General features: G+C 67.9%; 17 protein-coding genes. 8 read left to right on the forward strand and 9 right to left on the reverse strand.

Annotated features, from left to right (window positions below):
- Positions 1-205 precede the first annotated feature (205 nt).
- From EV687_RS09195 to EV687_RS09225, 7 genes are all read right to left on the reverse strand, one after another.
- Positions 206-1,276: an ABC transporter permease gene (locus EV687_RS09195; protein ID WP_122230536.1), complete on the reverse strand. Its 1,071-nt coding sequence runs from the start codon at positions 1,274-1,276 to the stop codon at positions 206-208.
- A complete protein-coding gene (locus EV687_RS09200; RefSeq protein ID WP_122230628.1) occupies positions 1,273-2,844 on the reverse strand; it encodes an ABC transporter ATP-binding protein in 1,572 nt (523 codons plus the stop codon). The genes EV687_RS09195 and EV687_RS09200 overlap by 4 nt, the downstream gene beginning before the upstream one ends.
- 181 nt (positions 2,845-3,025) lie before the next feature.
- Positions 3,026-4,018, reverse strand: coding sequence for a BMP family protein (locus tag EV687_RS09205; protein ID WP_122230534.1), 993 nt, complete (start codon positions 4,016-4,018; stop codon positions 3,026-3,028).
- Positions 4,019-4,164: 146 nt separating this feature from the next.
- Positions 4,165-4,821, reverse strand: coding sequence for a TetR/AcrR family transcriptional regulator (locus EV687_RS09210; RefSeq protein ID WP_122230532.1), 657 nt, complete (start codon positions 4,819-4,821; stop codon positions 4,165-4,167).
- 11 nt (positions 4,822-4,832) lie between these two features.
- The gene (upp, locus tag EV687_RS09215; RefSeq protein ID WP_122230530.1) at positions 4,833-5,465 is read right to left on the reverse strand and encodes a uracil phosphoribosyltransferase; all 633 of its coding nucleotides are present in this window, start codon (positions 5,463-5,465) and stop codon (positions 4,833-4,835) included.
- 89 nt (positions 5,466-5,554) lie between these two features.
- The gene (locus EV687_RS09220; RefSeq protein WP_122230528.1) at positions 5,555-6,868 is read right to left on the reverse strand and encodes a DUF1688 family protein; all 1,314 of its coding nucleotides are present in this window, start codon (positions 6,866-6,868) and stop codon (positions 5,555-5,557) included.
- Between the two features lie 10 nt (positions 6,869-6,878).
- The gene (locus EV687_RS09225) at positions 6,879-8,123 is read right to left on the reverse strand and encodes a GTP cyclohydrolase II (protein ID WP_122230526.1); all 1,245 of its coding nucleotides are present in this window, start codon (positions 8,121-8,123) and stop codon (positions 6,879-6,881) included.
- A 293-nt stretch (positions 8,124-8,416) separates the two neighbouring features.
- On the opposite strand from EV687_RS09225, the gene leuS reads away from it, so the two are divergent.
- From leuS to EV687_RS09260, 7 genes are all read left to right on the forward strand, one after another.
- Positions 8,417-11,161: a leucine--tRNA ligase gene (leuS, locus tag EV687_RS09230; RefSeq protein WP_122230627.1), complete on the forward strand. Its 2,745-nt coding sequence runs from the start codon at positions 8,417-8,419 to the stop codon at positions 11,159-11,161.
- Between the two features lie 61 nt (positions 11,162-11,222).
- Complete coding sequence (locus EV687_RS09235; RefSeq protein WP_122230524.1) at positions 11,223-11,741, forward strand: LPS-assembly lipoprotein LptE; 519 nt, start codon at positions 11,223-11,225, stop codon at positions 11,739-11,741.
- A 153-nt stretch (positions 11,742-11,894) separates the two neighbouring features.
- The gene (locus EV687_RS09240; protein ID WP_122230522.1) at positions 11,895-12,518 is read left to right on the forward strand and encodes an HdeD family acid-resistance protein; all 624 of its coding nucleotides are present in this window, start codon (positions 11,895-11,897) and stop codon (positions 12,516-12,518) included.
- A gap of 51 nt (positions 12,519-12,569) precedes the next feature.
- On the forward strand, positions 12,570-13,655 hold the full coding sequence (gene holA / locus EV687_RS09245; protein ID WP_122230520.1) for a DNA polymerase III subunit delta: 1,086 nt from the start codon (positions 12,570-12,572) through the stop codon (positions 13,653-13,655).
- A gap of 174 nt (positions 13,656-13,829) precedes the next feature.
- The gene (gshA, locus tag EV687_RS09250) at positions 13,830-15,119 is read left to right on the forward strand and encodes a glutamate--cysteine ligase (RefSeq protein ID WP_122230518.1); all 1,290 of its coding nucleotides are present in this window, start codon (positions 13,830-13,832) and stop codon (positions 15,117-15,119) included.
- A gap of 122 nt (positions 15,120-15,241) precedes the next feature.
- The gene (rfbD, locus tag EV687_RS09255; protein ID WP_122230515.1) at positions 15,242-16,132 is read left to right on the forward strand and encodes a dTDP-4-dehydrorhamnose reductase; all 891 of its coding nucleotides are present in this window, start codon (positions 15,242-15,244) and stop codon (positions 16,130-16,132) included.
- Between the two features lie 217 nt (positions 16,133-16,349).
- Positions 16,350-16,652 (forward strand): hypothetical protein, encoded by a 303-nt coding sequence (locus tag EV687_RS09260; protein WP_122230513.1) that lies wholly within the window; start codon positions 16,350-16,352, stop codon positions 16,650-16,652.
- Positions 16,653-16,687: 35 nt separating this feature from the next.
- Here the strand turns inward: EV687_RS09260 and EV687_RS09265 are convergent, their stop codons facing one another.
- Positions 16,688-17,647 (reverse strand): homoserine kinase, encoded by a 960-nt coding sequence (locus EV687_RS09265; protein WP_122230511.1) that lies wholly within the window; start codon positions 17,645-17,647, stop codon positions 16,688-16,690.
- Between the two features lie 105 nt (positions 17,648-17,752).
- The gene (locus EV687_RS09270) at positions 17,753-18,151 is read right to left on the reverse strand and encodes a hypothetical protein (RefSeq protein WP_130466480.1); all 399 of its coding nucleotides are present in this window, start codon (positions 18,149-18,151) and stop codon (positions 17,753-17,755) included.
- A gap of 95 nt (positions 18,152-18,246) precedes the next feature.
- Here EV687_RS09270 and polA point away from each other — a divergent pair, with 95 nt between their 5' ends.
- On the forward strand, positions 18,247-21,093 hold the full coding sequence (polA, locus tag EV687_RS09275) for a DNA polymerase I (RefSeq protein ID WP_122230507.1): 2,847 nt from the start codon (positions 18,247-18,249) through the stop codon (positions 21,091-21,093).
- Positions 21,094-21,160: the final 67 nt, after the last annotated feature.

Here is a 21,160-nt window from a genome sequence, read left to right on the forward strand (position 1 = left end):
GCTTCGCGGGATGCCTTGCGCTTCTCGGTCCGGGCGGGAACCTTCGGAAACTCGCTGCACTTTCCTTCGGAAAGCCCCGCTCAGACAGCCGAAGGTTCTTTTTCCGCCCGGCCCTGCGATGCTCAGCCCGACAGAGGGGGGAGGAGAGAGCCATGCCACGTTGGTTCGCACGTGACAGGCCTTGTGGCTGTTTGCTTGCGGCCATCTACGCTGTCCTGCCAAAACAAAAGCGGTACTGCGTCAGCAAGCCCGCCACCAGCACCGCCAGCAAGGCCACCGCGACGATCACGTCGGCGATGTAGGTGGGCACGCCAACGGCGCGGCTCATGCTGTCGGCGCCGACCTGCACGCCGGCCACGAAAATCGCCGCCAGCACCACGCCGGGCGGGCGCAGGCCGGCCAGCATGGCGATGACGATGCCGGTGTAGCCAAAGCCGGGCGACAGATCCAGCGTCACGTAGCCGGTGCGGCCGGCCACCTCGACGGCGCCGGCCAGGCCCGCCAGCGCGCCCGAGATCAGCGCCGCCCAAACCACCGTGCGCAGCGTGCCGACGCCAGCAAATGCCGCCGCGCGCGCATTGGCGCCGGTGGCGCGGATATCGAAGCCCAGCACGCTGCGCTCGAGCAACAGCCACAGCAGCAGCGCCAGGCCCACTCCCCACAGCAGCCCGGTATGCAGCCGCGTGCCCGTCAGCAGACGCGCCAGCTCCAGTTCCGGCTGTAAGGCGACGGTCTGCGGCCAGCCCATGCCCATCGGGTCTTTCATCGCGCCATCGAGCAGCGCCGAGACGGCCAGCAGCACGATGAAGTTGAGCAGCAGCGTGGTCACCACCTCATCGACGCCCAGCCGGGCTTTCAGCAAGGCGGGCCCGAGCAGCAGCACGGCACCGGCCAGCGCGGCGGCCAGCATCATCAGCGGAAACAGCAGCCAGGGCGACAGCGCCAGCCCGCTGCCACCATGCAGGCCGCCCACCGCGACGGCCGCCAGCGCCCCGGCATAGAGCTGCCCTTCGGCGCCGATGTTGAACAGCCGCGCACGAAACGCCACCGCCACCGCCAAACCAGTCAGCATCAGCGGGATGGCGCGCGTGAGCGTCTCGCTCCAGGCGAACTTCGAACCGAAGCCGCCTTGCAGCAGCAATGCAAAGGTCTGTCCCACGGGCTTGCCGGCCCACAGCACCAGCAACGCCGCCACCAGCAGCGTGAACATGATCGCCAGCAGCGGCGCCACCGCCATCGCGGCGCGCGAGGGGCTATTGCGTTTCTCCAGCCTCATGCGCCCACCCTTTCAACGCTGGGCGCGGCGGTGGCAGGCGCGTGGCTGCCCGCCATCGCCAGGCCGATGGTGTCCCGCGTCCACGCCCCGGCCGGCAAGGCTTCGGTCAGATGGCCGGCGTGCATCACCGCGATGCGGTCGCCCAGCAGCATGACTTCATCAAGGTCATCGGAGATCAGCAACACCGCGGCACCGGCATCGCGCGCGGCCAGCAACTGCTGCTGCACATAGGTGACGGCGCCGATGTCCAGCCCCCAGGTCGGCTGGTGGGCGACGATCAGGCGCGGGCGCTGCGGCTGGCCATCCGCACCGGTGGCGGCCAGCACGCGGCCCAGAATCAATTTTTGCATGTTGCCGCCCGAGAGCGAGCGCGCTGGCACGTCCAGCCCACCGCCGCGCACGTCGAACGCCTTGGCAATGCGCGCGGCCTCGCTGCGCGCCGCGCCGCGCCGCACGAAACCCCAACGCTTGAGTGGGCCGGGGCCGGCATGCAGGCGCTCGGCGATGGCGTTTTCCCACACCGGCAGATCGCCGACCACGCCGGTGCCATGGCGGTCCTCCGGGATGCGCGCGACGCCGTGGCGCACCAGCCAGGCCGGGTGGGTGCGCAAGGGCTGGCCCAGCAGTTGGGCCTCGCCGCGGCTGGCGGCAGTGGTCCCGCACAGCAGCGCCGCCAGCGCTCCCTGGCCATTGCCGGAGACGCCGGCGACGGCAACGATCTCACCGGCGCGCAGCGCCAGGCCGACGCCCTGCAAACCGTCGGCCGTGTGCACGCCCGCCAGCGTGCAAACGGTCTCACCCACCTGCCGGGTGGGTTGGCGCACCCCTGCCGTGACAGGGTGGCCCACCATGGCGCTGGCCAGTTGCATCTGCGTGGCGCCCGCGGCCGGCATCTCGGCCACCAGCTTGCCGCCGCGCAGCACGGCAATGCGGTGCGAGACGCGCAGCACCTCGGCCAGCTTGTGGCTGATGAAGACGATGGCGAGGCCTTGCGCGACCATCTGCTGCAGCGTGTCGAACAGCGCCTCGCTCTCCTGCGGCGTCAGCACCGCAGTCGGTTCGTCGAGGATCAGGATGCGCGCACCGCGATACAGCGCCTTGAGGATCTCGACGCGCTGGCGCTCGCCCACGCCCAGGTCGGCCACACGTGCCTCGGGCGCGACCGGCAGGCCGAACTGCGCGGCCACCGCCAGCAGCTTGTCGCGCGCGGCACGGCGTTTCGATTGCGGCGCCAGCAACGGCTCGGTGCCAAGCACCACGTTGTCGAGCACGCTGAGGTTGTCGGCCAACGCAAAGTGCTGGTGCACCATGCCGATGCCCGCGGCCAGCGCAGCCCGCGGGTTGCCCGGTGGCAGCGGCTGGCCGAAGGCTTCGATGGTGCCGGTATCGGCCACGTAATGGCCGAACAGGATGGACATCAGCGTGGATTTGCCCGCGCCGTTCTCGCCCAGCAGCGCCAGCACCTCGCCAGCATGCAGTTGCAGGCTGATGTCCTGATTGGCCTGCACGCTGCCGAAGCGCTTGCTGATACCCGTCAGGCGCAGCACTGGCGCGGCCGTGGAATTCATCATGTCCATTCCGTGCCTCTTTTCAACGCCCATTCGCAGCACACCAGGCGCATCGCATGCAATGGGCGCATGCCAGGACCAGTGACCGAAGCGCAACGGGCTTTGCCAGACCGCTGGCGGCACCTCCCTTCCCGCGCAGCGGGAGAAGGGGTGGGGGCGGCGCAACCGCACGGGGCATGCGTCATGGCTTGGGTTGGGCGTCGTTGATCTCGACCGTGAAGGTGCCGGCCAGGATCTCGGCCTGGCGCGCCGCCACCTTCTCCTTGATCTCGGCGGGCACCTTATCCTCGAAAGTGCCCAGCGGCGCCAGCGACGAGCCCTGGTGCTTCATCATCGAGAACGGGCCATACTCCTCGGCCTCGAAGGTGCCGGCCTTGACGCGTGCGATGGCCTCCGCGGCAGTCGGCTCGTAGTGCCAGATGGCCGAGGCCACCACCGTCTCGGGGTACTGGTCCTGCGTGTTGACGACATTGCCGATCGCCAGCACGCCGCGCTCCTTGGCCGCGTCGCTGACGCCAAAGCGCTCGGCGTAGAGCACGTCGGCGCCACCGTCGATCATCGCGAAGGCGGCTTCTTTGGCCTTGGGCGGATCGAACCAGCTGTTGATGAAGGTGATGGTGAACTGGGCGTCGGGCCGGACTTCCTTGACACCGGCGATGAAGGCGTTCATCAGGCGGTTGACCTCCGGGATCGGAAAGCCGCCGACCAGGCCGATCTTGCCGGACTTGGTCATCCCGCCTGCGATCAACCCGGTCAGGTAGGCCGGCTCCTGGATGTAGTTGTCAAAGGTGCTGAAGTTGGGCGCCTGCGGCTTGCCCGACGAGCCCATCACGAAGGCGGTCTTGGGAAAGTCCTTGGCCACGCGGCGCGCCACCGTCTCGACCGCGAAGGCCTCACCGAAGATCAGCTGGTGGCCGGCATTGGCGTATTCGCGCACCACGCGCTCGTAGTCGGCGTTGGCAATGTTCTCGGTGGCCACATAGTCGATCTCGCCGCGCTCCTGCGCGGCCTGCAGCGCGAGGTGGATGCGGCTGACCCACTGCTGCTCGAACGGCACGGTATAGGCAGCGGCGACCTTGATCTTGTCCTGTGCCAGCGCGGGGGTGGCAAGCGATGCAAAAAGGGCGGCAGCGGCCAGGGCGGCCACGGCCGTGCGGCGGGTAAGGAAGGTCATGACGAAGGTCCTTTCAGGGTGACGGAAGGGGGTGGAGCAAAGCGGGCCCCGGCTCCTGCTCACAGGGCCGGAGGCGGCAAGCTGGGGCACATGCGAATCGCGTGCCAGCTTCGGTCCGCCTGAGGCGCGGCGGGTTTCCGCGGGTGTCATGGCGGCGGCGCCTCATCTTGCAGGCCGCAACTGCGCAGCACCACCTGGCGCACATGCGCGGTGGCACGCTGCCAGGCGGCGGCATCGAGGCGCTCGCGGCGTTGCAGGCCCAGCACGGCGGCCACCTGCACCTCGAAATCGGCATAGGTCTGCGTCAGCGCCCAGATCGAGAAGAACAGGTGCGTGCTGTCGAGCGGCGCGATGCGCCCCTGGGCGATCCAGCCGTCGATGACGGCAGCCTTGGCCTGCACCAGCGCGCGCATGGCGCCGCGAAAGTACGCGTCCAGGTGCGGGCCACCCTGCAGCAGCTCGGCGGCGAACAGGCGCGAGGCTTCCGGCTGCTCGGCGGCCAGCCGCATCTTGTGATCGACGTAGGCCAGCAGCGCCGCGCGCGGCTCGGTCTCGGGCACAATGACTTCCAGCCCTGCCAGCCAGATCTCCAGGATGCCCTGCAGCACCCGCTGGTAAAGCAATTCCTTGCTGCCGAAGTAGTAGTGCAGGTTGGCCTTGGGCAGGTCGGCCTGCCGGGCAATCTGCGCCATGCTGGCGCCGGCGTAGCCCTCGCGCGCGAACACCTGCGCGGCCGCGCGCAGGATGCCGGCTTCGTTGGCCGCGCGGATGCGTCCCTTGCGCGCAGCGGCATTGGCAGGCATGGCGCAGCCGCTCAACGCGTGCCGAAGATGCGATCGCCCGCATCGCCCAGGCCCGGCACGATGTAGCCATGCTCGTCGAGGTGACTGTCGAGCCCGGCCAGCGTGATCGGCACATCCGGGTGGGCCTGCTGAACCGCGCGTACCCCTTCGGGCGAGCCGAGCAGGCACACCAGCTTGAGGGTCGTCACCCCCGCCTGCTTGAGGCGGGTGAGCGCGGCCACGGCGGAATTGCCGGTCGCCAGCATCGGATCGACCACGATCACCAGGCGATCGCCGATGTCATCGGGCACCTTGAAGTAGTACTCGATGGGCTCAAGCGTGGTCGGGTCGCGGAACAGGCCGACATGGCCAACGCGTGCGGCTGGCAGCAAATCGATCATGCCGTCGAGCATGCCGTTGCCGGCCCGCAGGATGGAGACCAGGCACAGCTTCTTGCCACTGATGACGGGTGTCTCGCATTCGGCCACCGGCGTGGTCACGCGGATCGGCTCGGTCGGCAGGTCGCGCGTGACTTCGTAGGCCAGCATCGCGGCAATCTCGCGCACCAATCGCCGGAAGGTGTCGGTGGTGGTTTCGGCCATGCGCAGGTAACTCAGCTTGTGCTGCATCAGCGGGTGGTCAACCAGTTGGAAGGCAAGGGTCATGGCATGCTCCCGGGTCAGGGTGGGGTGGGATGGAGAGGAGAGGAAACGATTCGTGGCGATGCCGGTCGCAATGACGGTCAAGACGGCACTCAGAACACCGTGCCATCGCTGTCGATGGATACTGGCGGCCCGCCGCCCTGGCGCTTCTGCGCGGCGATGCGCCGGCCCGCGGACCAGGTGCCGCCCTCGAGCACCCGCGCCAGCGGAAACGCCTCGGCCGAAAGGCCCAGTTCGCTGCGCACCAGCGCGGCAATGTGGTCGAGCGCGACCACGGTGGCGGCGCGCCACTCGATCACCGCCGGATCATCGACGCGCAGCGGGCGCTGGTGAAAATCAGCATCGCGCGCGGCCAGCAGGCCCATGTCCAGCAGCAGGCCGCCGTTGCGGTATTCCGGCAGACCGGTGAGCGCATCGAGCCCGGTGACCTCCAGCCCCGCGTCCTCCAGCGCCTCCAGCAGCGAATAGGTCAGCCACTGCGTGAGCTTGTGAAACGGCATCAGGCCCTGCGGCGCCCCCGGGTGCACCCAGCAATCGCCCAACGACACGCCGTCCAGCGCCACGCGGCCGGGCCACACCGGCCCCAGCGCCAGCAGCAGCGTGCGCAGCACCTCGCTGGCGTCGATCTGGCGGCTGCCAGCCGGGATGCGCGCGAGCAGGTAGTCCAGCAGATGGCCCAGCCGCGCCGGCTGGCCGAACACCGCCGGTGTGGCCTGCATCACCTCGCCCAGGCGGCGCAGCAGTTCGGCCCGCCCAGCCAGCCCCACCAACGGATTGGCCGCGCCGACCTGGAAGGTCCGCGCGATGCGCTCGGGCGTGATGGCCACCAGCGCCACACCATCGCTGCGCAGCGGCGCGCGAGCGGGGTCGGCCGAAAACGCGCCTTCGGTGAAGAGCTGCAGGCTGGCCACGCCCAGGCCTTCGGAGCGCGCCAGTGTCTGGCCGGTCGCGGCATCATGGTAGCGCCAGTCGGGGCCGGCGCCGGCATCGAGCAGCACCGAGGGGATCACCAGGTCGATGCGCACGCGGGCACGTTCGAGCCGATCGGCATCCTCCATGGCCTGCAGACCGGCCCTGGCGGCCAGAGCCGCCCAGCGATCGACCCCGCCAGCCTCGAAATGCCGCCAGCGGCTGTGGTAGGGCACCTGCAAATCGGGGTAGTTGTGGCGGATGGTCTCGGCCACGTACTGCGCGGTGGGCAGCAGGCGCTCGCTCTGCCAGGTGAAGTGTTCGGATTCGCCCGCCTCGATGCGCGCCATCAGCGCCGCCGCATGCCGGCGCACCGCCGCGGCATCGAGCAGGCCCAGTGCGGCATGGCCGGCTGGAACCGGCGTGTGCCAACCCTGGCCGGCATCGGCTGGCACATCGGTGGTACCGGGGGTCACGGTCTCTTCGGTATCGTTCATGTCTGCTCCCTCACTCGTTCAGCCCGCGGCCCTTGGCCTGCGCCAGTTCGTTCGCATCGGGCACCCAACTGGAGAAATAGCCGGCCGCCACCTTGGCATCCATCTCGACGCGCGCATCGGCGGGAATCAACGCATCGGGAATCGGCACCCGCTCGACCACCTCGATGCCTTGCTGCACCAGCGCGTCGTGCTTCATGTTGCTCATCGAGGCCCAGCGGTCGATGCGGGTGATGCCCAGCCAGTGGAACACGTCGGGCATCAGCTCCTGGAAGCGCATGTCCTGCACGCCGGCCACGCATTCGGTGCGGGCGAAGTAGGTTTCGGCACGGTCGCCGCCCTGCTGGCGCTTGCGTGCGTTGTAGACCAGGAACTTGGTCACCTCGCCCAGCGCGCGGCCTTCCTTGCGGTTGTAGACCACCAGCCCCACGCCGCCCTGCTGCGCCATCTCGATGCAGACCTCGATGCCATGCGCCAGATACGGGCGGCAGGTGCAGATGTCGGAGCCGAACACGTCCGAGCCATTGCATTCGTCGTGCAGGCGGCAGGCCACGCGGGTTTCGGGCCTGCCCAGTTGCGCCACATCGCCGAACAGATACAGCGTCATGCCGCCGATGGGTGGCAGGAACACCTTCAGATCCGGGCGCGTGACCAGTTCGGGGAACATGCCGGCGGTCTGCTCGAACAGCGCACGGCGCAGCGCGCTCTCCTTGATCTGGAAGCGCTCGGCCACGCCCGGCAGGTACCAGACCGGGTCGATGGCCGCCTTGGTCACCTTCACATCGCCATTGGCGTTCAGGATGTCGCCATCCGGCGTGAGGCGCCCGGCCGCGATGGCGCCCAGCAGCTCGGGCATGTTGATGTGCGCCTTGGTCACGGCAATGGTGGGGCGGATATCCTCGCCGGCGGCGATGCGCTCGGCAAATTCCGCGGCCACCAGATGGCCCCAGGGGTCCATCGAGACGATGCGTTGGGCATCCCGCCACTGCGGGTGCGGGCCGATGGCCGCCGCCGGGCTGGTGTCCGTCAGGTCCGGGCGGTGATCCGCCTGCAGGCGTCCGGCCGCAATGGCCAGCGCCCGGTACACCGCATACGCGCCCGAGTGCGAGCCGATGGCGTTGCGCTGTGCCGGGGTCGTGAGGCTCGCGATGATGGGCCCGCGCTCGGCGGCGGTGGAAGCGCCCCAGTGAATCTGCGTGCCTGTCAGCGCATTGCGCTGCGTCTGCGGATGGGAAGTGAGGACGATATGGGAAGACATGACGCGCTCCTGCACGGCGAGGCCGTGAAACTTGACCGATCGGACAAGTTTCGTAAAGCAGCTTGCGTGCCAGCCTGCCGCCAGGCCCTGGAAACCACGACCAGTCACCGAAACCGTGCAGCACCCCGTACCGACGCGCTCTTGCGGTGCATCACCGCACCGAAAGACGCCAAGGCAGGCCGAGGACCGCCAGGCAGGGCCTCGGGCCTGTCGCAGCGAACCATGCAGATAAAATGATGCGTTCGCCCGCAGCGGTCGCTGCCGGCAGCCTCCTGCCTTCCCCCAGCTTTGCCATGCAAGAAAAATACGATCACTCCGCGGTGGAAGCCGCTGCCCAGGCCCACTGGAACGCGTCCGACGCCTACCGCGTCAGCGAGGACGCGGGCAAGCCCAAGTACTACGCCTGCTCCATGCTGCCCTACCCCAGCGGCAAGCTGCACATGGGCCATGTGCGCAACTACACCATCAACGACATGCTCACGCGGTCCTTGCGTATGAAGGGCCACAACGTGCTGATGCCGATGGGCTGGGACGCCTTCGGCCTGCCGGCCGAGAACGCGGCGCTCAAGAACAAGGTGCCACCGGCAAAGTGGACCTACGAGAACATCGCCTACATGAAGGGCCAGATGCAGGCCATGGGCCTGGCGATCGACTGGAGCCGCGAGATCGCCACCTGCCAGCCGGAGTATTACCGCTGGAACCAGTGGCTGTTTTTGAAGATGCTGGAAAAAGGCATCGCCTACCGCAAGACCCAGGTGGTCAACTGGGATCCCGTCGACCAGACCGTGCTGGCCAACGAGCAGGTCATCGACGGGCGCGGCTGGCGCACCGGCGCGCTGGTCGAGAAGCGCGAAATCCCCGGCTACTACCTGAAGATCACCGATTACGCGCAGGAGCTGCTCGACCACGTGCAGATCGGCAACGACAAGGCCACGCTCGATGGCTGGCCCGACAAGGTGCGGCTGATGCAGGAGAACTGGATCGGCAAGTCCAGCGGCGTGCGCTTTGCGTTCACGCACGACATCCAGGACGCCAATGGCCAGTTGATCCAGGATGGCCGCCTCTACGTCTTCACGACACGGCCGGACACCATCTTCGGCGTGACCTTCTGCGCCGTCGCGCCCGAGCACCCGCTGGCCGCGCACGCCGCCGCCGGCAACGCGCGGCTCGCCGCCTTCATCGCCGAATGCAAGAAGGGTGGCAACACCGAGGCCGAACTCGCCACCAAGGAGAAGGAAGGCCTGCCCACCGGCCTCTTCGTCACGCACCCGCTGACCGGGGAGCAGATCGCGGTCTGGGTCGGCAACTACGTGCTGATGAGCTATGGTGACGGCGCCGTGATGGGCGTGCCCGCGCACGACGAGCGCGACTTTGCGTTTGCGAAGAAATACGGTCTGCCGATCCAGCAAGTCATCGCGGTGGAAGGCGAGACCTTCTCCGCCGACGCCTGGCAGGAGTGGTATGGCGACAAGCAGCGCTCGGTGTGCGTGAATTCGAACGTGCTGGACGGCCTGACCTACAAGGACGCGCTGGAGAAGGTGGCCGAACTGCTGGCCGCCAAAGGCCTGGGCGAGAAGCAGACCACCTGGCGCCTGCGCGACTGGGGCATCTCGCGCCAGCGCTACTGGGGCACGCCCATCCCCATCATCCACTGCGAGGATTGCGGCCCGCAGCCAGTGCCCGAAAAGGACTTGCCGGTGGTGCTGCCCGAGGACCTCGTGCCCGATGGCTCCGGCAACCCGCTGGTCAAGAGCGCGGCCTTCCATGCCGGCGTGGTCTGCCCGTGCTGCGGCAAGCCCGCGCGGCGCGAGACCGACACCATGGACACCTTCGTCGATTCGTCCTGGTACTTCATCCGCTACTGTGACCCGCACAACGCCGAGCAGATGGCCGATGGCGGTGCCGACTACTGGATGCCGATGGACCAGTACATCGGCGGCATCGAGCACGCCATCCTGCACTTGCTGTATGCGCGTTTCTGGACCAAGGTGATGCGCGATATCCGGGTGAAGGGCCCCGGAGATTCCGAAGCCCGTGGCCTGGTCAAGATCGACGAGCCCTTCACCCGCCTGCTCACGCAGGGCATGGTGCTCAACCACATCTACAGCCGCCGCACCGCCAAGGGCGGCAAGGACTACTTCTGGCCCAAGGACGTGGAGAACGTCACGGACGAAGGTGGCAAGATCATCGGCGCCCGGCTCAAGGTTGCCGTCGACAGCGGCGACGGCCTGCTGCCGGTGGACACGCCCATCGACTACGAGGGCGTGGGCACCATGTCCAAGTCCAAGAACAACGGCGTCGACCCGCAGGAGCTGATCGCCCGCTATGGCGCCGACACCGCGCGCCTCTACACCATGTTCACCGCGCCGCCCGAGCTGACGCTGGAGTGGAACGACGCCGCCGTCGAGGGCAGCTACCGCTTTCTGCGCCGCGTCTGGGGCTTTGGCGCCAAGCTGGCCGAAGGCGGCTTCGGCAGCGCCATCGCGGCACTGGACAAAACCGCCGCGCCCACGGCCACCTTCGGCAAGGCCGCCAAGGCACTGCGGCTGGAGATTCACACCGTGCTCGGGCAAGTCGATTTCGACTACCAACGCATGCAATACAACACCGTGGTGTCCGGCGCGATGAAGATGCTCAACGCGCTCGAAGGCTTCAAGCCCGAGGGTGATGCCTGCAGCGAGGCCGAACGCACCGCGGTGGCCGAATCCTTCGGCATCCTGCTGCGCGTGCTCTATCCGGCCACGCCGCACGTCGGCCACGCGCTGTGGCACGCCCTGGGCTATGAGAGCGTCTTCGGCGGCCTGCTCGATGCGCCGTGGCCACAGGCCGATGCCAAGGCCCTAGAGCAGGACGAGATCGAGTACATGCTGCAGATCAACGGCAAACTGCGCGGTGCCATCACCGTGCCGGCCGATGCCGACAAGGCCGCCATCGAGGCCGCCGCGCTGGCCACCGAAGCCTTTGCGCGGCAAGCCGCGGGAGCCGCGCCCAGGAAGATCATCGTGGTGCCCAGGAAGCTGATCAACATCGTGGTGTAAGCTGGCGGCCCGATCCTCCTGTAGACAGTCCGGAGAAAATCTGGAGAAAGTGCCCATTCGCATGCAACGGCGTTCATTCCTGCACGCGGCCGCTGGCGCCGCCCTGGGCACACTGGCGCTGGGCGGCCTCAGTGCCTGCGGTTTCAAGCTGCGCGGCCAGGCCAGCATTCCATTCCACTCGGTCTACTTCCAGGCCGCCGAGGATTCGCCGCTGGCGCGCCAGCTGCAGCGCGCACTGCAGGACAGTGGCGTGACCGTGCTGCGCCCGCCCGCCACGCCGGACCAGGCCGAGCGGATCTTCGAGTTGCTGGGCGAACAGCACGAACGCTCGATCCTCAGCCAGTCGGCCACCGGCAGCGTGCGCGAACTGCAACTGCGCCTGCGCGTGCGCTACCGCCTGCGCGACGGCCGCAGCGCCGGCCTCGCCAGCGATGCCAGCGTGGTGGAACTGCTGCAAAGCCGCGACCTGAGCTATGACGAAAGCCTTGCACTGGCCAAGGAGGCGGAGGAAGATATGTTGCTGCGCGACATGCAGAACGATCTGGTGGCGCAAATCCTGCGCCGGCTGGCAGCGAGTTGAAGGCAAGTTGAAAGCATCACGATTGCTGTTCCGTGTTGCCTCAAGCATGCAGACGGCCGCCCAGGGGTAGCCGATGCGTACCGGACTCTGGCATGCTGTCCTCCGGTGAGGCCATCGCCCCGCCACATCACGTCCATGTGAAAGGAAATCACCATGAGCAATCCTTCTGAGCAATCCCCTGCAAGGCAATCGGCTGTCGGGCAATCGCCTGTCGAGCAATATCTCGCGGGCGTGCTCTCGCGCAGCTGGTGGCTGCTGCTGCTGCGCGGCATCGCGGCCATCGTGTTCGCCATCTTCGCCTGGCTGCAGCCGGAAATCACGGTAGCCGTGCTGGTGCTGCTGTTCGGCGCCTATTCGATGGCCGACGGCATCCTGGGCATCTGGACGGCGATCTCCGGCCGCAAGGACAACGCCTACTGGTGGGTGCTGCTGCTGTGGGGGCTGGTGGGCATCGGCATCGGCGTGCTCACGGTGATCGCGCCAGCCGCCGTCACGCTGGCGCTGCTGATCTACGTGGCCGTGTGGGCCATTGCCACCGGGGTGCTGCAGATCATCGCCGCCGTGCGCCTGCGCAAGGAAATCGAGGGCGAATGGCTGCTGGGCCTGGCCGGCGTGCTCTCCGTCGTGTTCGGCATCCTGCTGGTGGCCCAGCCGGGCCTGGGCATTCTGACGCTGCTGTGGCTGCTGGCCGGCTACACGCTGGTGTTCGGCATCGTGCTGATCGTGCTGGCCTTCAAGGCCCGCAGCTTCGGCCACAAGTCCGGCAGCCACGCCTGAGATCGCTACCGACACCCGCGCCTGCCCCAGCACCTGCACCACCGGATCACCATGCAACTGAACCAGAACCAGCTCGCGGCCCAGTTGGCCAAGGGCCTGGCGCCGCTTTACGTGCTGCACGGCGACGAGCCGCTGCTGGAGCAGGAGACGCTCGAGGTGATTCGCCGCACTGCCCGCCAGCAGGGCTTTGGCGAGCGCACCGCCTTCGTGGGTGCGGCCACGCAGTTCGACTGGTCGGCGGTGCTGGCTGCCGCCGCCAGCCAAAGCCTGTTTGCCGAGCGGCAGATCGTCGAGATCCGCCTGCCCACCGGCAAGCCCGGCAAGGAGGGCGGCCAGGTGCTGCACAAGCTCGCCGAGCAGGCGGCGGCCAGCAGTCAGGGCGGCCAAGCCAGTGATACGCTGCTGATCGTGCTGCTGCCGCGCGCCGACCGCACCATGCAGCAAAGCCCCTGGTTTGCGGCGCTGGAGAAGGCCGGCGCCGTGGTGCGCATCGACCCGGTGCCGCGCCGCGACATGCCCGCCTGGCTGGCCCAGCGCCTCAAGGCCCAGGACCAGGGCGTGCCCGCCGGCGACGAAGGCATGCAGGTGCTGGCCTTCTTCACCGATTGCGTCGAGGGCAATCTGATGGCCGCGCACCAGGAGATCCAGAAGCTCGGCCTGCTCTACCCGCCCGGCGAACTCAGCCGCGCGCAGATCGAAGCCAGCGTGCTGAACGTGGCGCGCTACAGCATCAACGACCTCTCCGAGGCGGCGCTGTCGGGCCAGTTGCTGCGCAGCCAGAAGATCCTCGACGGCCTGCTGGCCGAAGGCGAAGCGCCGGTGCGGCTGCACAGCGTGCTCGCCGGTGACGTGCTCAGCCTCTATCGCGCCCGCCAGGCGCTTGACGAGGGCACGCCCATGCCCCAGGCATTGCGCCAGGCGCGCGCCTGGGGGCCGAAGGAAAAACTGTTCGAGCGGGTGCTGCCGCGCCTGCGCCTGCCGCCCATCTCACGCGTGCTGCAATCGGCCCACACCGTCGACGGCATCTGCAAGGGCTTGAAAAATCCGGCCTGGCCCACAGATGCACCGGGCGCCCTGCAGCGGCTGCTGATGCAGCTGTGCCGGCTGACCCAGCCCACGGCCCAGGCCCGGCGCTGACGCCAGCGCGGACAGTGCCACTGGCGCATCCGGCCCATCGCCCGGCCAGTGCCGGCGTTCCCGAACCACCCGCCTCCGCCGTATCCGCCTGCGCGCCGTGCCTGCTCATCACGGCGCCGGGCAATCCGTGCGGCAGCTCTCCTACAATCGGTCCATTCAAACTCGAGGACACCCATGGTCCCCCATCTCGTGACTGCCCTGACGGGCCCCATCAGCGAACTGGAACAACGCATTCTCGAATCCGTGCCCGCGGTCGAGCGCTGGTTCCGCCTCGAATGGATGGAACACACCCCCCCCTTCTACAGTTCGGTGGACGTGCGCAACGCCGGCTACAAGGTCGCGCCGGTGGACACCAACCTGTTTCCGGGCGGCTGGAACAACCTATCGCCGGAGATGCTGCCGCTGGCGGTTCAGGCCGCCATGGCCGCCATCGAAAAGATCTGCCCGGAGGCACGCAACCTGCTGCTGATTCCCGAGAACCACACGCGCAACAACTTCTACCTCGCCAATGTGGTGCAATTGCGCCGCATCTTCCAGGCTGCCGGCCTGAACGTGCGCATCGGCTCGATCAACCCCGAGATCACCGAGGACACGCTGGTGCGGCTGCCCGGCGGCGAGGAACTGCTGCTCGAGCCGGTGATCCGCAGCAAGTACCGGCTGGGCCTGAAGAACTTCGATCCCTGCACCATCCTGCTCAACAACGACCTCTCGGCCGGCACGCCCGGCATCCTCGAGGACATCCACGAGCAATTCCTGCTGCCGCCACTGCACGCGGGCTGGAGCGTACGGCGCAAGTCGCACCATTTCAAAGCCTACGAGGAAGTGGCCAAGCGCTTTGGCAAGATGCTGGGGATCGACCCCTGGCTGATCAATCCGGTGTTCGGCCACGCTGGAAACGTGAGTTTCGCGCAGGGTCAGGGCATCGAGGCGCTGCAGGAAACCGTGCACACCGTACTGGGCAAGATCCGCCGCAAGTACAAGGAGTACGGCATCGCCGAGAAGCCCTTCGTCGCCATCAAGGCCGACAATGGCACCTACGGCATGGGCGTGATGATGGTGCAGGACGCCGCCGAGCTCGCCAGCATCAACCGCCGCACCAAGAACAAGATGTCGGTCATCAAGGACGGCCAGCAGCTCAGCGACCTCCTCATCCAGGAAGGCGTGCCCACCATCGAGACCATCCAGGGCGCCACCGCCGAGCCGGTGGTCTACATGATGGACCGCTACGTCGTCGGCGGCTTCTACCGCACCCATGCCAGCAAGGGCGCCGACGAGAACCTCAACGCCCCCGGCGCCACCTTCCTGCCGCTGGCCTTCGAGCCCGAGCACATCCTCGACGCCCAGGGCCACCCGACCGAGCCGCTGCCCAACCGCTTCTACATGTACGGTGTGATCGGCCGCCTGGCCATGCTGGCCGCCAGCTACGAGCTGGAGCAGACCAACCCCGAAGCCGAGGTGTACTGAACGGGCCCTGACGGCCCATGGTGCCTTGTGCGGCATGTTGCATGCCTCGCGGTACACTGCCCCGAACGCACCAGCCCGCCACCAGGCCAGCCACACCCGGCCACACCCATACGGAGGACGCCATGAAGATTCTGCTGTTCGGCAAGAATGGCCAGCTCGGCTGGGAGCTCCAGCGCAGCCTGGCGCTGCTGGGCGAGGTAGTGGCGCTGAGCCGCGAAGACCCCGGAGGCGACCTGGCGCAGCCCGAGGCACTGCGCCAGGCCGTGCGGGCCGTGGCACCCGACGTCATCGTCAACGCCGCCGCCTACACCGCCGTCGACCTGGCCGAGCGCGAGCCGCAGCAGGCCGAGGCCATCAATGCCCTTGCGCCCCAGGTGCTTGCCGAGGAGGCGCTGTCGCTCGATGCCTGGCTGGTGCACTACAGCACCGACTATGTGTTCGACGGCAGCGGCAACCGCCCCTGGCGCGAGGATGACGCCACCGCACCGCTGTCGGTCTATGGCAGCAGCAAGCTCGAAGGGGAGCGGCGCATCCGCGCCAGCGGCGCCAAGCACCTGATCCTGCGCACCAGCTGGGTGTATGGCGCACATGGGCAGAATTTCCTCAAGACCATGCTGCGCCTGGGCACCGAGCGCGAGCGCCTGACGGTGGTCGATGACCAGATCGGCGCACCCACCGGCGCCGAATTGCTGGCCGATGCCACCGCCCACGCACTGCGCCAGGCCACGCTGGGCAGCGCCGCTTTCAGCGGCCTCTACCACCTCACCGCCAGCGGCGAGGCCAGCTGGTTCGATTACGCCCGCCACGCGTTGGCGAGCGCGCACGCCATCGATCCGGCGCTGCGCATCGCCAATGTCGAGCCCATCCCCACCTCGGCCTACCCGACCCCGGCGCGGCGCCCGCTCAATTCGCGCCTGGACACCAGCCACTTCCAGCAGATCTTCGGCCTGCACTTGCCCGATTGGCGGCAAGGTGTCGACCGCACCGTCACCGAGCTGCTGGCGCGGCGCTGAAAGCCCTGCCGCGCGGCATGGACCAACACATGCCCATGCCCCGGCGCAGCGGCTCGCCAGGACGGCCCGAAGTGCCGGCAAGACGCACAAAAAAGCGGCGCGCAATGCGCGTGAAGCACCGGTAAAAATCCGGTAAATCCCCCTGTGGCGCCTGTGCAAGCGTGGGGCGGACGCAGACAATGCGGCACTCCATTCATCACCCATGCAAGGGAAATCCATGTCGCGCTACACCGTCGGAACATCCATCGCCGCCACCTTCGCCAGCATTCTTCTGGTGTCCACCCATGCATTCGCCCAGCCCAAGGGCGATGACAGCCCGCGCGCCCCGCGCCAGGAAGCCGTTGACGCCTGCGTGGGCAAGACCGCCGGCACCGAGGTGCAGTTCACCGTCAAGGGCCGGGATGGCGAAAGCCGCACGATGACCGGCACCTGCCAGGAACAGAATGGCAAGCTGGCCGCACGCATGCAGCGTCCGCCGCATGAAGGTGGCGAACGCGGCGAGCGCCCTGCCAGGGACTGAACCAGCACACCGCCGCTCACGCGGCGGCCGGCACATCAAGCCAGGGCTGAGGCCAGGTCGCCGGTGAGCCGTGCCCGCAGCACCCGCTCGAAATGCCCCGGATCGTGGGGCTTGAGCATGCTGGCCTGGCGTGGCAGGTAGAAATCCCACAGCCGTGAAACCCAGAAGCGCAGCGCTGCCGCACGCAGCATGTCGGGCAACAGTGCCCGTTCAACGGCTTCGAGCGGGCGCACCGCCTCGTAGGCCCGCAGCAGCACCTGCACGCGAGCGGCATCGAACCGGCCGCTTTCCAGCTCGATGCACCAGTCATTGAGCACCACGCCCAGGTCGAACATCCAGGTATCGACACCGGCGAAGTAGAAGTCGAAGATGCCGCTGAGCCGGTCGCCGACGAACATCGCGTTGTCGCGAAACAGGTCCGCATGCACCGGCCCGCGGGGCAGCCGGGCATAGTCGGCGCTGGCGGCCACCGCGTTCTGGTGTGCCAATTCCTGCTGCAGCAACTGCGCCTGCGCGGCATCCAGGTGCGGCAGCACCTGCGGCACCGTGGCATTCCACCATGGCAGTGCACGCAGATTGGGCTGCTGCAACGCAAAGTCGCGCCCGGCCAGGTGCATGCGCGCCAACATGCCGCCCAGCTGCGCACAATGCACGGGCTGAGGCGCAAGCTGGCTCTGCCCCTCCAGCTTCTCGACCACGGCGGCCGGCTTGCCGCACAGCGCAAACAGCAGCTGACCGTGGCAGTCCGGCTGCGGGGCCGGCACCGGAATACCCTTGTCGGCCAGGTGGCGCGTCAACTGCAGATAGAACGGCAGCTGCTCGGCCGTGAGCCGCTCGAACAGGGTCAGCACATATTCGCCACGCGATGTGGTGACGAAGTAGTTGGTGTTCTCGACCCCGCCCTCGATGCCCTTGAGCGCCTGCAAGCTGCCCAGCTCCAGCTGGTTCAGCAGCAACTGCGCATCGGCTGCGCGAACCTCGGTGTAAACAGCCATCGGGGCAATCGGGAAAATCGGGACGAACAGGGAAATGGGAGCGCGAAAGAGGCAGTCACCGGGAGAAAACCTTGGCCAGCCAAGTCTGCCGGTGCCAGGGGCCGATCAGAACTGCTTGATCTTCCAGACCCGCGGACCATTGGTGCCATCGCTGGAATGGCGGCCGGAATCGCCACCGAACGACTGGCTGTTGGTGGGCCGCACCTGATAGCTCGGCATGGTGCCGGCAGGCGTGACGGTGATCTCCCGCGTCTCGCCACCCACGCGCAGTTCCTCGACGCGCGAGCCCGCATCCTCCTGGTAGATACGCACCGCACTGCGCGGTGGCGAAGCCGGCTCGGCAGACGCGTCGACCGCGGGCGCGATGTCGGGCCCGGAGACCACCCGCTCTTCGACCGGCTGCGGCACAGCGGCGGGATCGCCCGCCTGGGCGATCGCAGGCGCGAAAGGCGCGGCGCCGACCAGCAAGGCCAGCAGCAAAGTGGAAGTGAGGTTTGCAGGCATGCGCACATTGTAGGGCCAACGCCTGTGTCGATCCAAGCACCATCTGCCGTGTTTGTCGGGCGTGCGGCCGCATCTCTCCATGCACAATACGAGCCATGACCGAATCCAAGACCCTTGTGCTCGTCGACGGCTCCAGCTATCTGTACCGGGCCTTCCATGCCATGCCGGACCTGCGCGCCGTGCCCGGCGACCGCCACAGCGCGCCGACGGGAGCCATCCGCGGCTTCATCAACATGCTGCAGGCGCTGCGCAAGGAGGTGCGGGCCGACTATGCCGCCTGCGTGTTCGATGCCAGCGGACCGACCTTCCGCGACGCGCTCTATCCGCAGTACAAGGCCAACCGCTCGCCCATGCCCGATGACCTGCGCAGCCAGATCGAGCCGATCCACACCGCCACCGAACTGCTGGGCTGGCCGCTGCTGGCCGTCGAGGGCGTGGAAGCCGACGACGTGATCGGCACCCTGGCGCGCCGCGCCGCCGATGCCGGCCTGCGGGTGGTGATCTCCAGCGGCGACAAGGACCTGGCGCAGCTCGTGGACGAGCACATCAGCATCATCGACACCATGAGCGGCAAGCGCCGCGATGTGGCCGGCGTGAGCGCCGAGTTCGGCGTGGCACCCACCCAGATGATCGACTACCAGACGCTGGTGGGCGATGCCGTGGACAACGTGCCGGGCGTTGCCAAGGTCGGGCCCAAGACCGCCGCCAAGTGGCTGGCCGAATATGGCTCGCTGGAGCAGCTCATCGCGCATGCCGGCGACATCAAGGGCGCGGCCGGCCAGAACCTGCGCGAGGCGCTCGGGTGGTTGCCGACCGCGCGCGAACTGGTGACCATCAGGACCGACGTGGCCGAGTTGCCCGCCGTCGAGGCGCTGCCGCTGCAGGCCCCGGCCTACCCGGCGCTGGCCAGCTTCTATCACACCTACGGCTTCAAGACCCTGGCGCAGCAGCTGCAAACCCAGCACCCGGAGGTGGCCGCCGATGCCGCAGCGGCATCGGCACCTGCCCATGGCCAGAGCGGCGACCTGTTTGCCGCCGGCACGGGAGCGGCTCCCGCAGCCACAGCAGCAACCGGCACCGGCGATGCGCCCGATGCCCATGACGCAGCCCGGCGCGAGGACGCGACCGGCTTTCACGGCACGCCCGCCTACCGCACCATCCTGAGCTGGGAGGACTTCGACGCGGCATTGGCCCGGTGGCAGCAGGCACCGCTGGTGGCCATTGACACCGAGACCACCTCGCTGGACCAGATGCAGGCGCAGATCATCGGCGTCAGCGTCAGCGTGCGCCCCGGCGAGGGCGCCTACATCCCCCTCGGGCACGACTACGCCGGTGCCCCCGCACAACTGCCGCGCGATGCGGTGCTGGCCCGGCTCAAGCCCTGGCTGGAAAACCCCGACCACCACAAGCTCGGACAGCACATCAAATACGACCGCCACGTGTTCGCCAACCACGGCATCGAGGTGCATGGCTATGCACACGACACCATGCTGCAAAGCTATGTGCTCGAGGCACACAAGCCGCACGGCCTGCAAAGCCTGGCCGAGCGCCACACCGGCCGCCAGGGCGTGAGCTACGAGGACCTGTGCGGCAAGGGCGCCGGGCAGATCCCGTTCAGCCAGGTCGATGTCGAGAAGGCCGCGCACTACGCCTGCGAGGATGCCGACCAGACCTTTGACGTGCACCACCTGCTGTGGCCGCAGATCGAGGCCGACGAGAAACTGCGCGGCATCTACGCGCTGGAGATCGCCACCAGCGAGGTGCTGTTCCGCATGGAGCGCGTGGGCGTGAAGATCGACGGCGCGCTGCTGGCGCGGCAAAGCCACGAACTGGGCGAGCGCATCCTCGCCGTCGAGCAGCAGGCCTACGCGCTGGCCGGCCAGCAGTTCAACCTGGGCAGCCCCAAGCAGCTCGCCGAGATCTTTTTCGACAAGCTCGGCATGCCGGTCGTGAAGAAAACCGCCACCGGTGCACGCAGCACCAACGAGGAAGTGCTCGAACGCCTGGCCGAGGACTATCCGCTGCCCGCGCGCATCCTCGAGCACCGCGGCCTCGCCAAGCTCAAGAGCACCTACACCGACAAGCTCGCCCAACTGGCGCTACCGGCCACCGGCCGCGTGCACACCCACTATGCACAGGCGGTGGCGGTGACCGGGCGCCTCTCCAGCACCGACCCCAACCTGCAAAACATCCCGGTGCGCACACCCGAGGGCCGGCGCATCCGCGAGGCCTTCATCGCCGAGCCGGGCAACCGCATCGCCAGCGCCGACTACAGCCAGATCGAGTTGCGCATCATGGCGCACCTGAGCGGCGATGAGGCCTTGCTCAAGGCATTTGCCGAGGGCCGGGACATCCACCGCGCCACCGCCTCGGAGGTGTTCGGCGTGCCCATCGACGAGGTCTCCTCCGAGCAGCGCCGCTACGCCAAGGTCATCAACTTCGGGCTGATCTACGGAATGGGCGCCTTTGGCCTGGCCAAGACACTGGGCATCGACAACACCGCCGCGCGCAACTACATCGAGCGCTACTTCGAGCGCTACCCTGGCGTGCGCCGCTACATGGACGAGACCAAGGCGCTGGCCAAGGAGCAGGGCTACGTGGAGACGGTGTTCGGGCGGCGCCTGTACCTGCCCGAGATCAATTCCCCCAATGGCCCGCGCCGCGCCGGCGCCGAACGCGCCGCCATCAACGCGCCCATGCAGGGCACGGCCGCCGACCTGATCAAGAAAAGCATGGTGGCCGTGCAGGCCCTGCTCGATGCCCGGAATCCGCGCGTGAAGATGATCATGCAGGTGCACGACGAACTGGTGTTCGAGCTGCCCGAGGACCAGCAGGACTGGCTGCGCGAGCAGATTCCCGCCACCATGGCCGGCGTGGCCGAGTTGCGCGTGCCGCTGGTGGCCGAGGTGGGCATCGGCCTGAACTGGGAACAGGCGCACTGAGCGCGTGTGCCCGAGAGCCTGCTCAAAGTCTTCTCATGACACCATCCACAACCCTTTTTTCACCTGA

It is taken from the genome of Corticibacter populi (assembly GCF_004217315.1).
In the GTDB taxonomy this organism is placed as follows: domain Bacteria; phylum Pseudomonadota; class Gammaproteobacteria; order Burkholderiales; family Burkholderiaceae_C; genus Lampropedia; species Lampropedia populi.

Excerpts from the sequence above, each read along its gene's own strand:
- EV687_RS09205 (WP_122230534.1), bottom strand. The coding sequence starts at position 4,018 with ATGACCTTCCTTACCCGCCGCACGGCCGTGGCCGCCCTGGCCGCTGCC.
- rfbD (WP_122230515.1), top strand. The coding sequence starts at position 15,242 with ATGAAGATTCTGCTGTTCGGCAAGAATGGCCAGCTCGGCTGGGAGCTC.
- EV687_RS09200 (WP_122230628.1), bottom strand. The coding sequence starts at position 2,844 with ATGAATTCCACGGCCGCGCCAGTGCTGCGCCTGACGGGTATCAGCAAG.
- upp (WP_122230530.1), bottom strand. The coding sequence starts at position 5,465 with ATGACCCTTGCCTTCCAACTGGTTGACCACCCGCTGATGCAGCACAAG.
- EV687_RS09240 (WP_122230522.1), top strand. The coding sequence starts at position 11,895 with ATGAGCAATCCTTCTGAGCAATCCCCTGCAAGGCAATCGGCTGTCGGG.
- EV687_RS09225 (WP_122230526.1), bottom strand. The coding sequence starts at position 8,123 with ATGTCTTCCCATATCGTCCTCACTTCCCATCCGCAGACGCAGCGCAAT.
- EV687_RS09195 (WP_122230536.1), bottom strand. The coding sequence starts at position 1,276 with ATGAGGCTGGAGAAACGCAATAGCCCCTCGCGCGCCGCGATGGCGGTG.
- leuS (WP_122230627.1), top strand. The coding sequence starts at position 8,417 with ATGCAAGAAAAATACGATCACTCCGCGGTGGAAGCCGCTGCCCAGGCC.
- EV687_RS09210 (WP_122230532.1), bottom strand. The coding sequence starts at position 4,821 with ATGCCTGCCAATGCCGCTGCGCGCAAGGGACGCATCCGCGCGGCCAAC.
- EV687_RS09260 (WP_122230513.1), top strand. The coding sequence starts at position 16,350 with ATGTCGCGCTACACCGTCGGAACATCCATCGCCGCCACCTTCGCCAGC.
- EV687_RS09270 (WP_130466480.1), bottom strand. The coding sequence starts at position 18,151 with ATGCCTGCAAACCTCACTTCCACTTTGCTGCTGGCCTTGCTGGTCGGC.
- holA (WP_122230520.1), top strand. The coding sequence starts at position 12,570 with ATGCAACTGAACCAGAACCAGCTCGCGGCCCAGTTGGCCAAGGGCCTG.
- EV687_RS09235 (WP_122230524.1), top strand. The coding sequence starts at position 11,223 with ATGCAACGGCGTTCATTCCTGCACGCGGCCGCTGGCGCCGCCCTGGGC.
- polA (WP_122230507.1), top strand. The coding sequence starts at position 18,247 with ATGACCGAATCCAAGACCCTTGTGCTCGTCGACGGCTCCAGCTATCTG.
- EV687_RS09265 (WP_122230511.1), bottom strand. The coding sequence starts at position 17,647 with ATGGCTGTTTACACCGAGGTTCGCGCAGCCGATGCGCAGTTGCTGCTG.
- EV687_RS09220 (WP_122230528.1), bottom strand. The coding sequence starts at position 6,868 with ATGAACGATACCGAAGAGACCGTGACCCCCGGTACCACCGATGTGCCA.
- gshA (WP_122230518.1), top strand. The coding sequence starts at position 13,830 with ATGGTCCCCCATCTCGTGACTGCCCTGACGGGCCCCATCAGCGAACTG.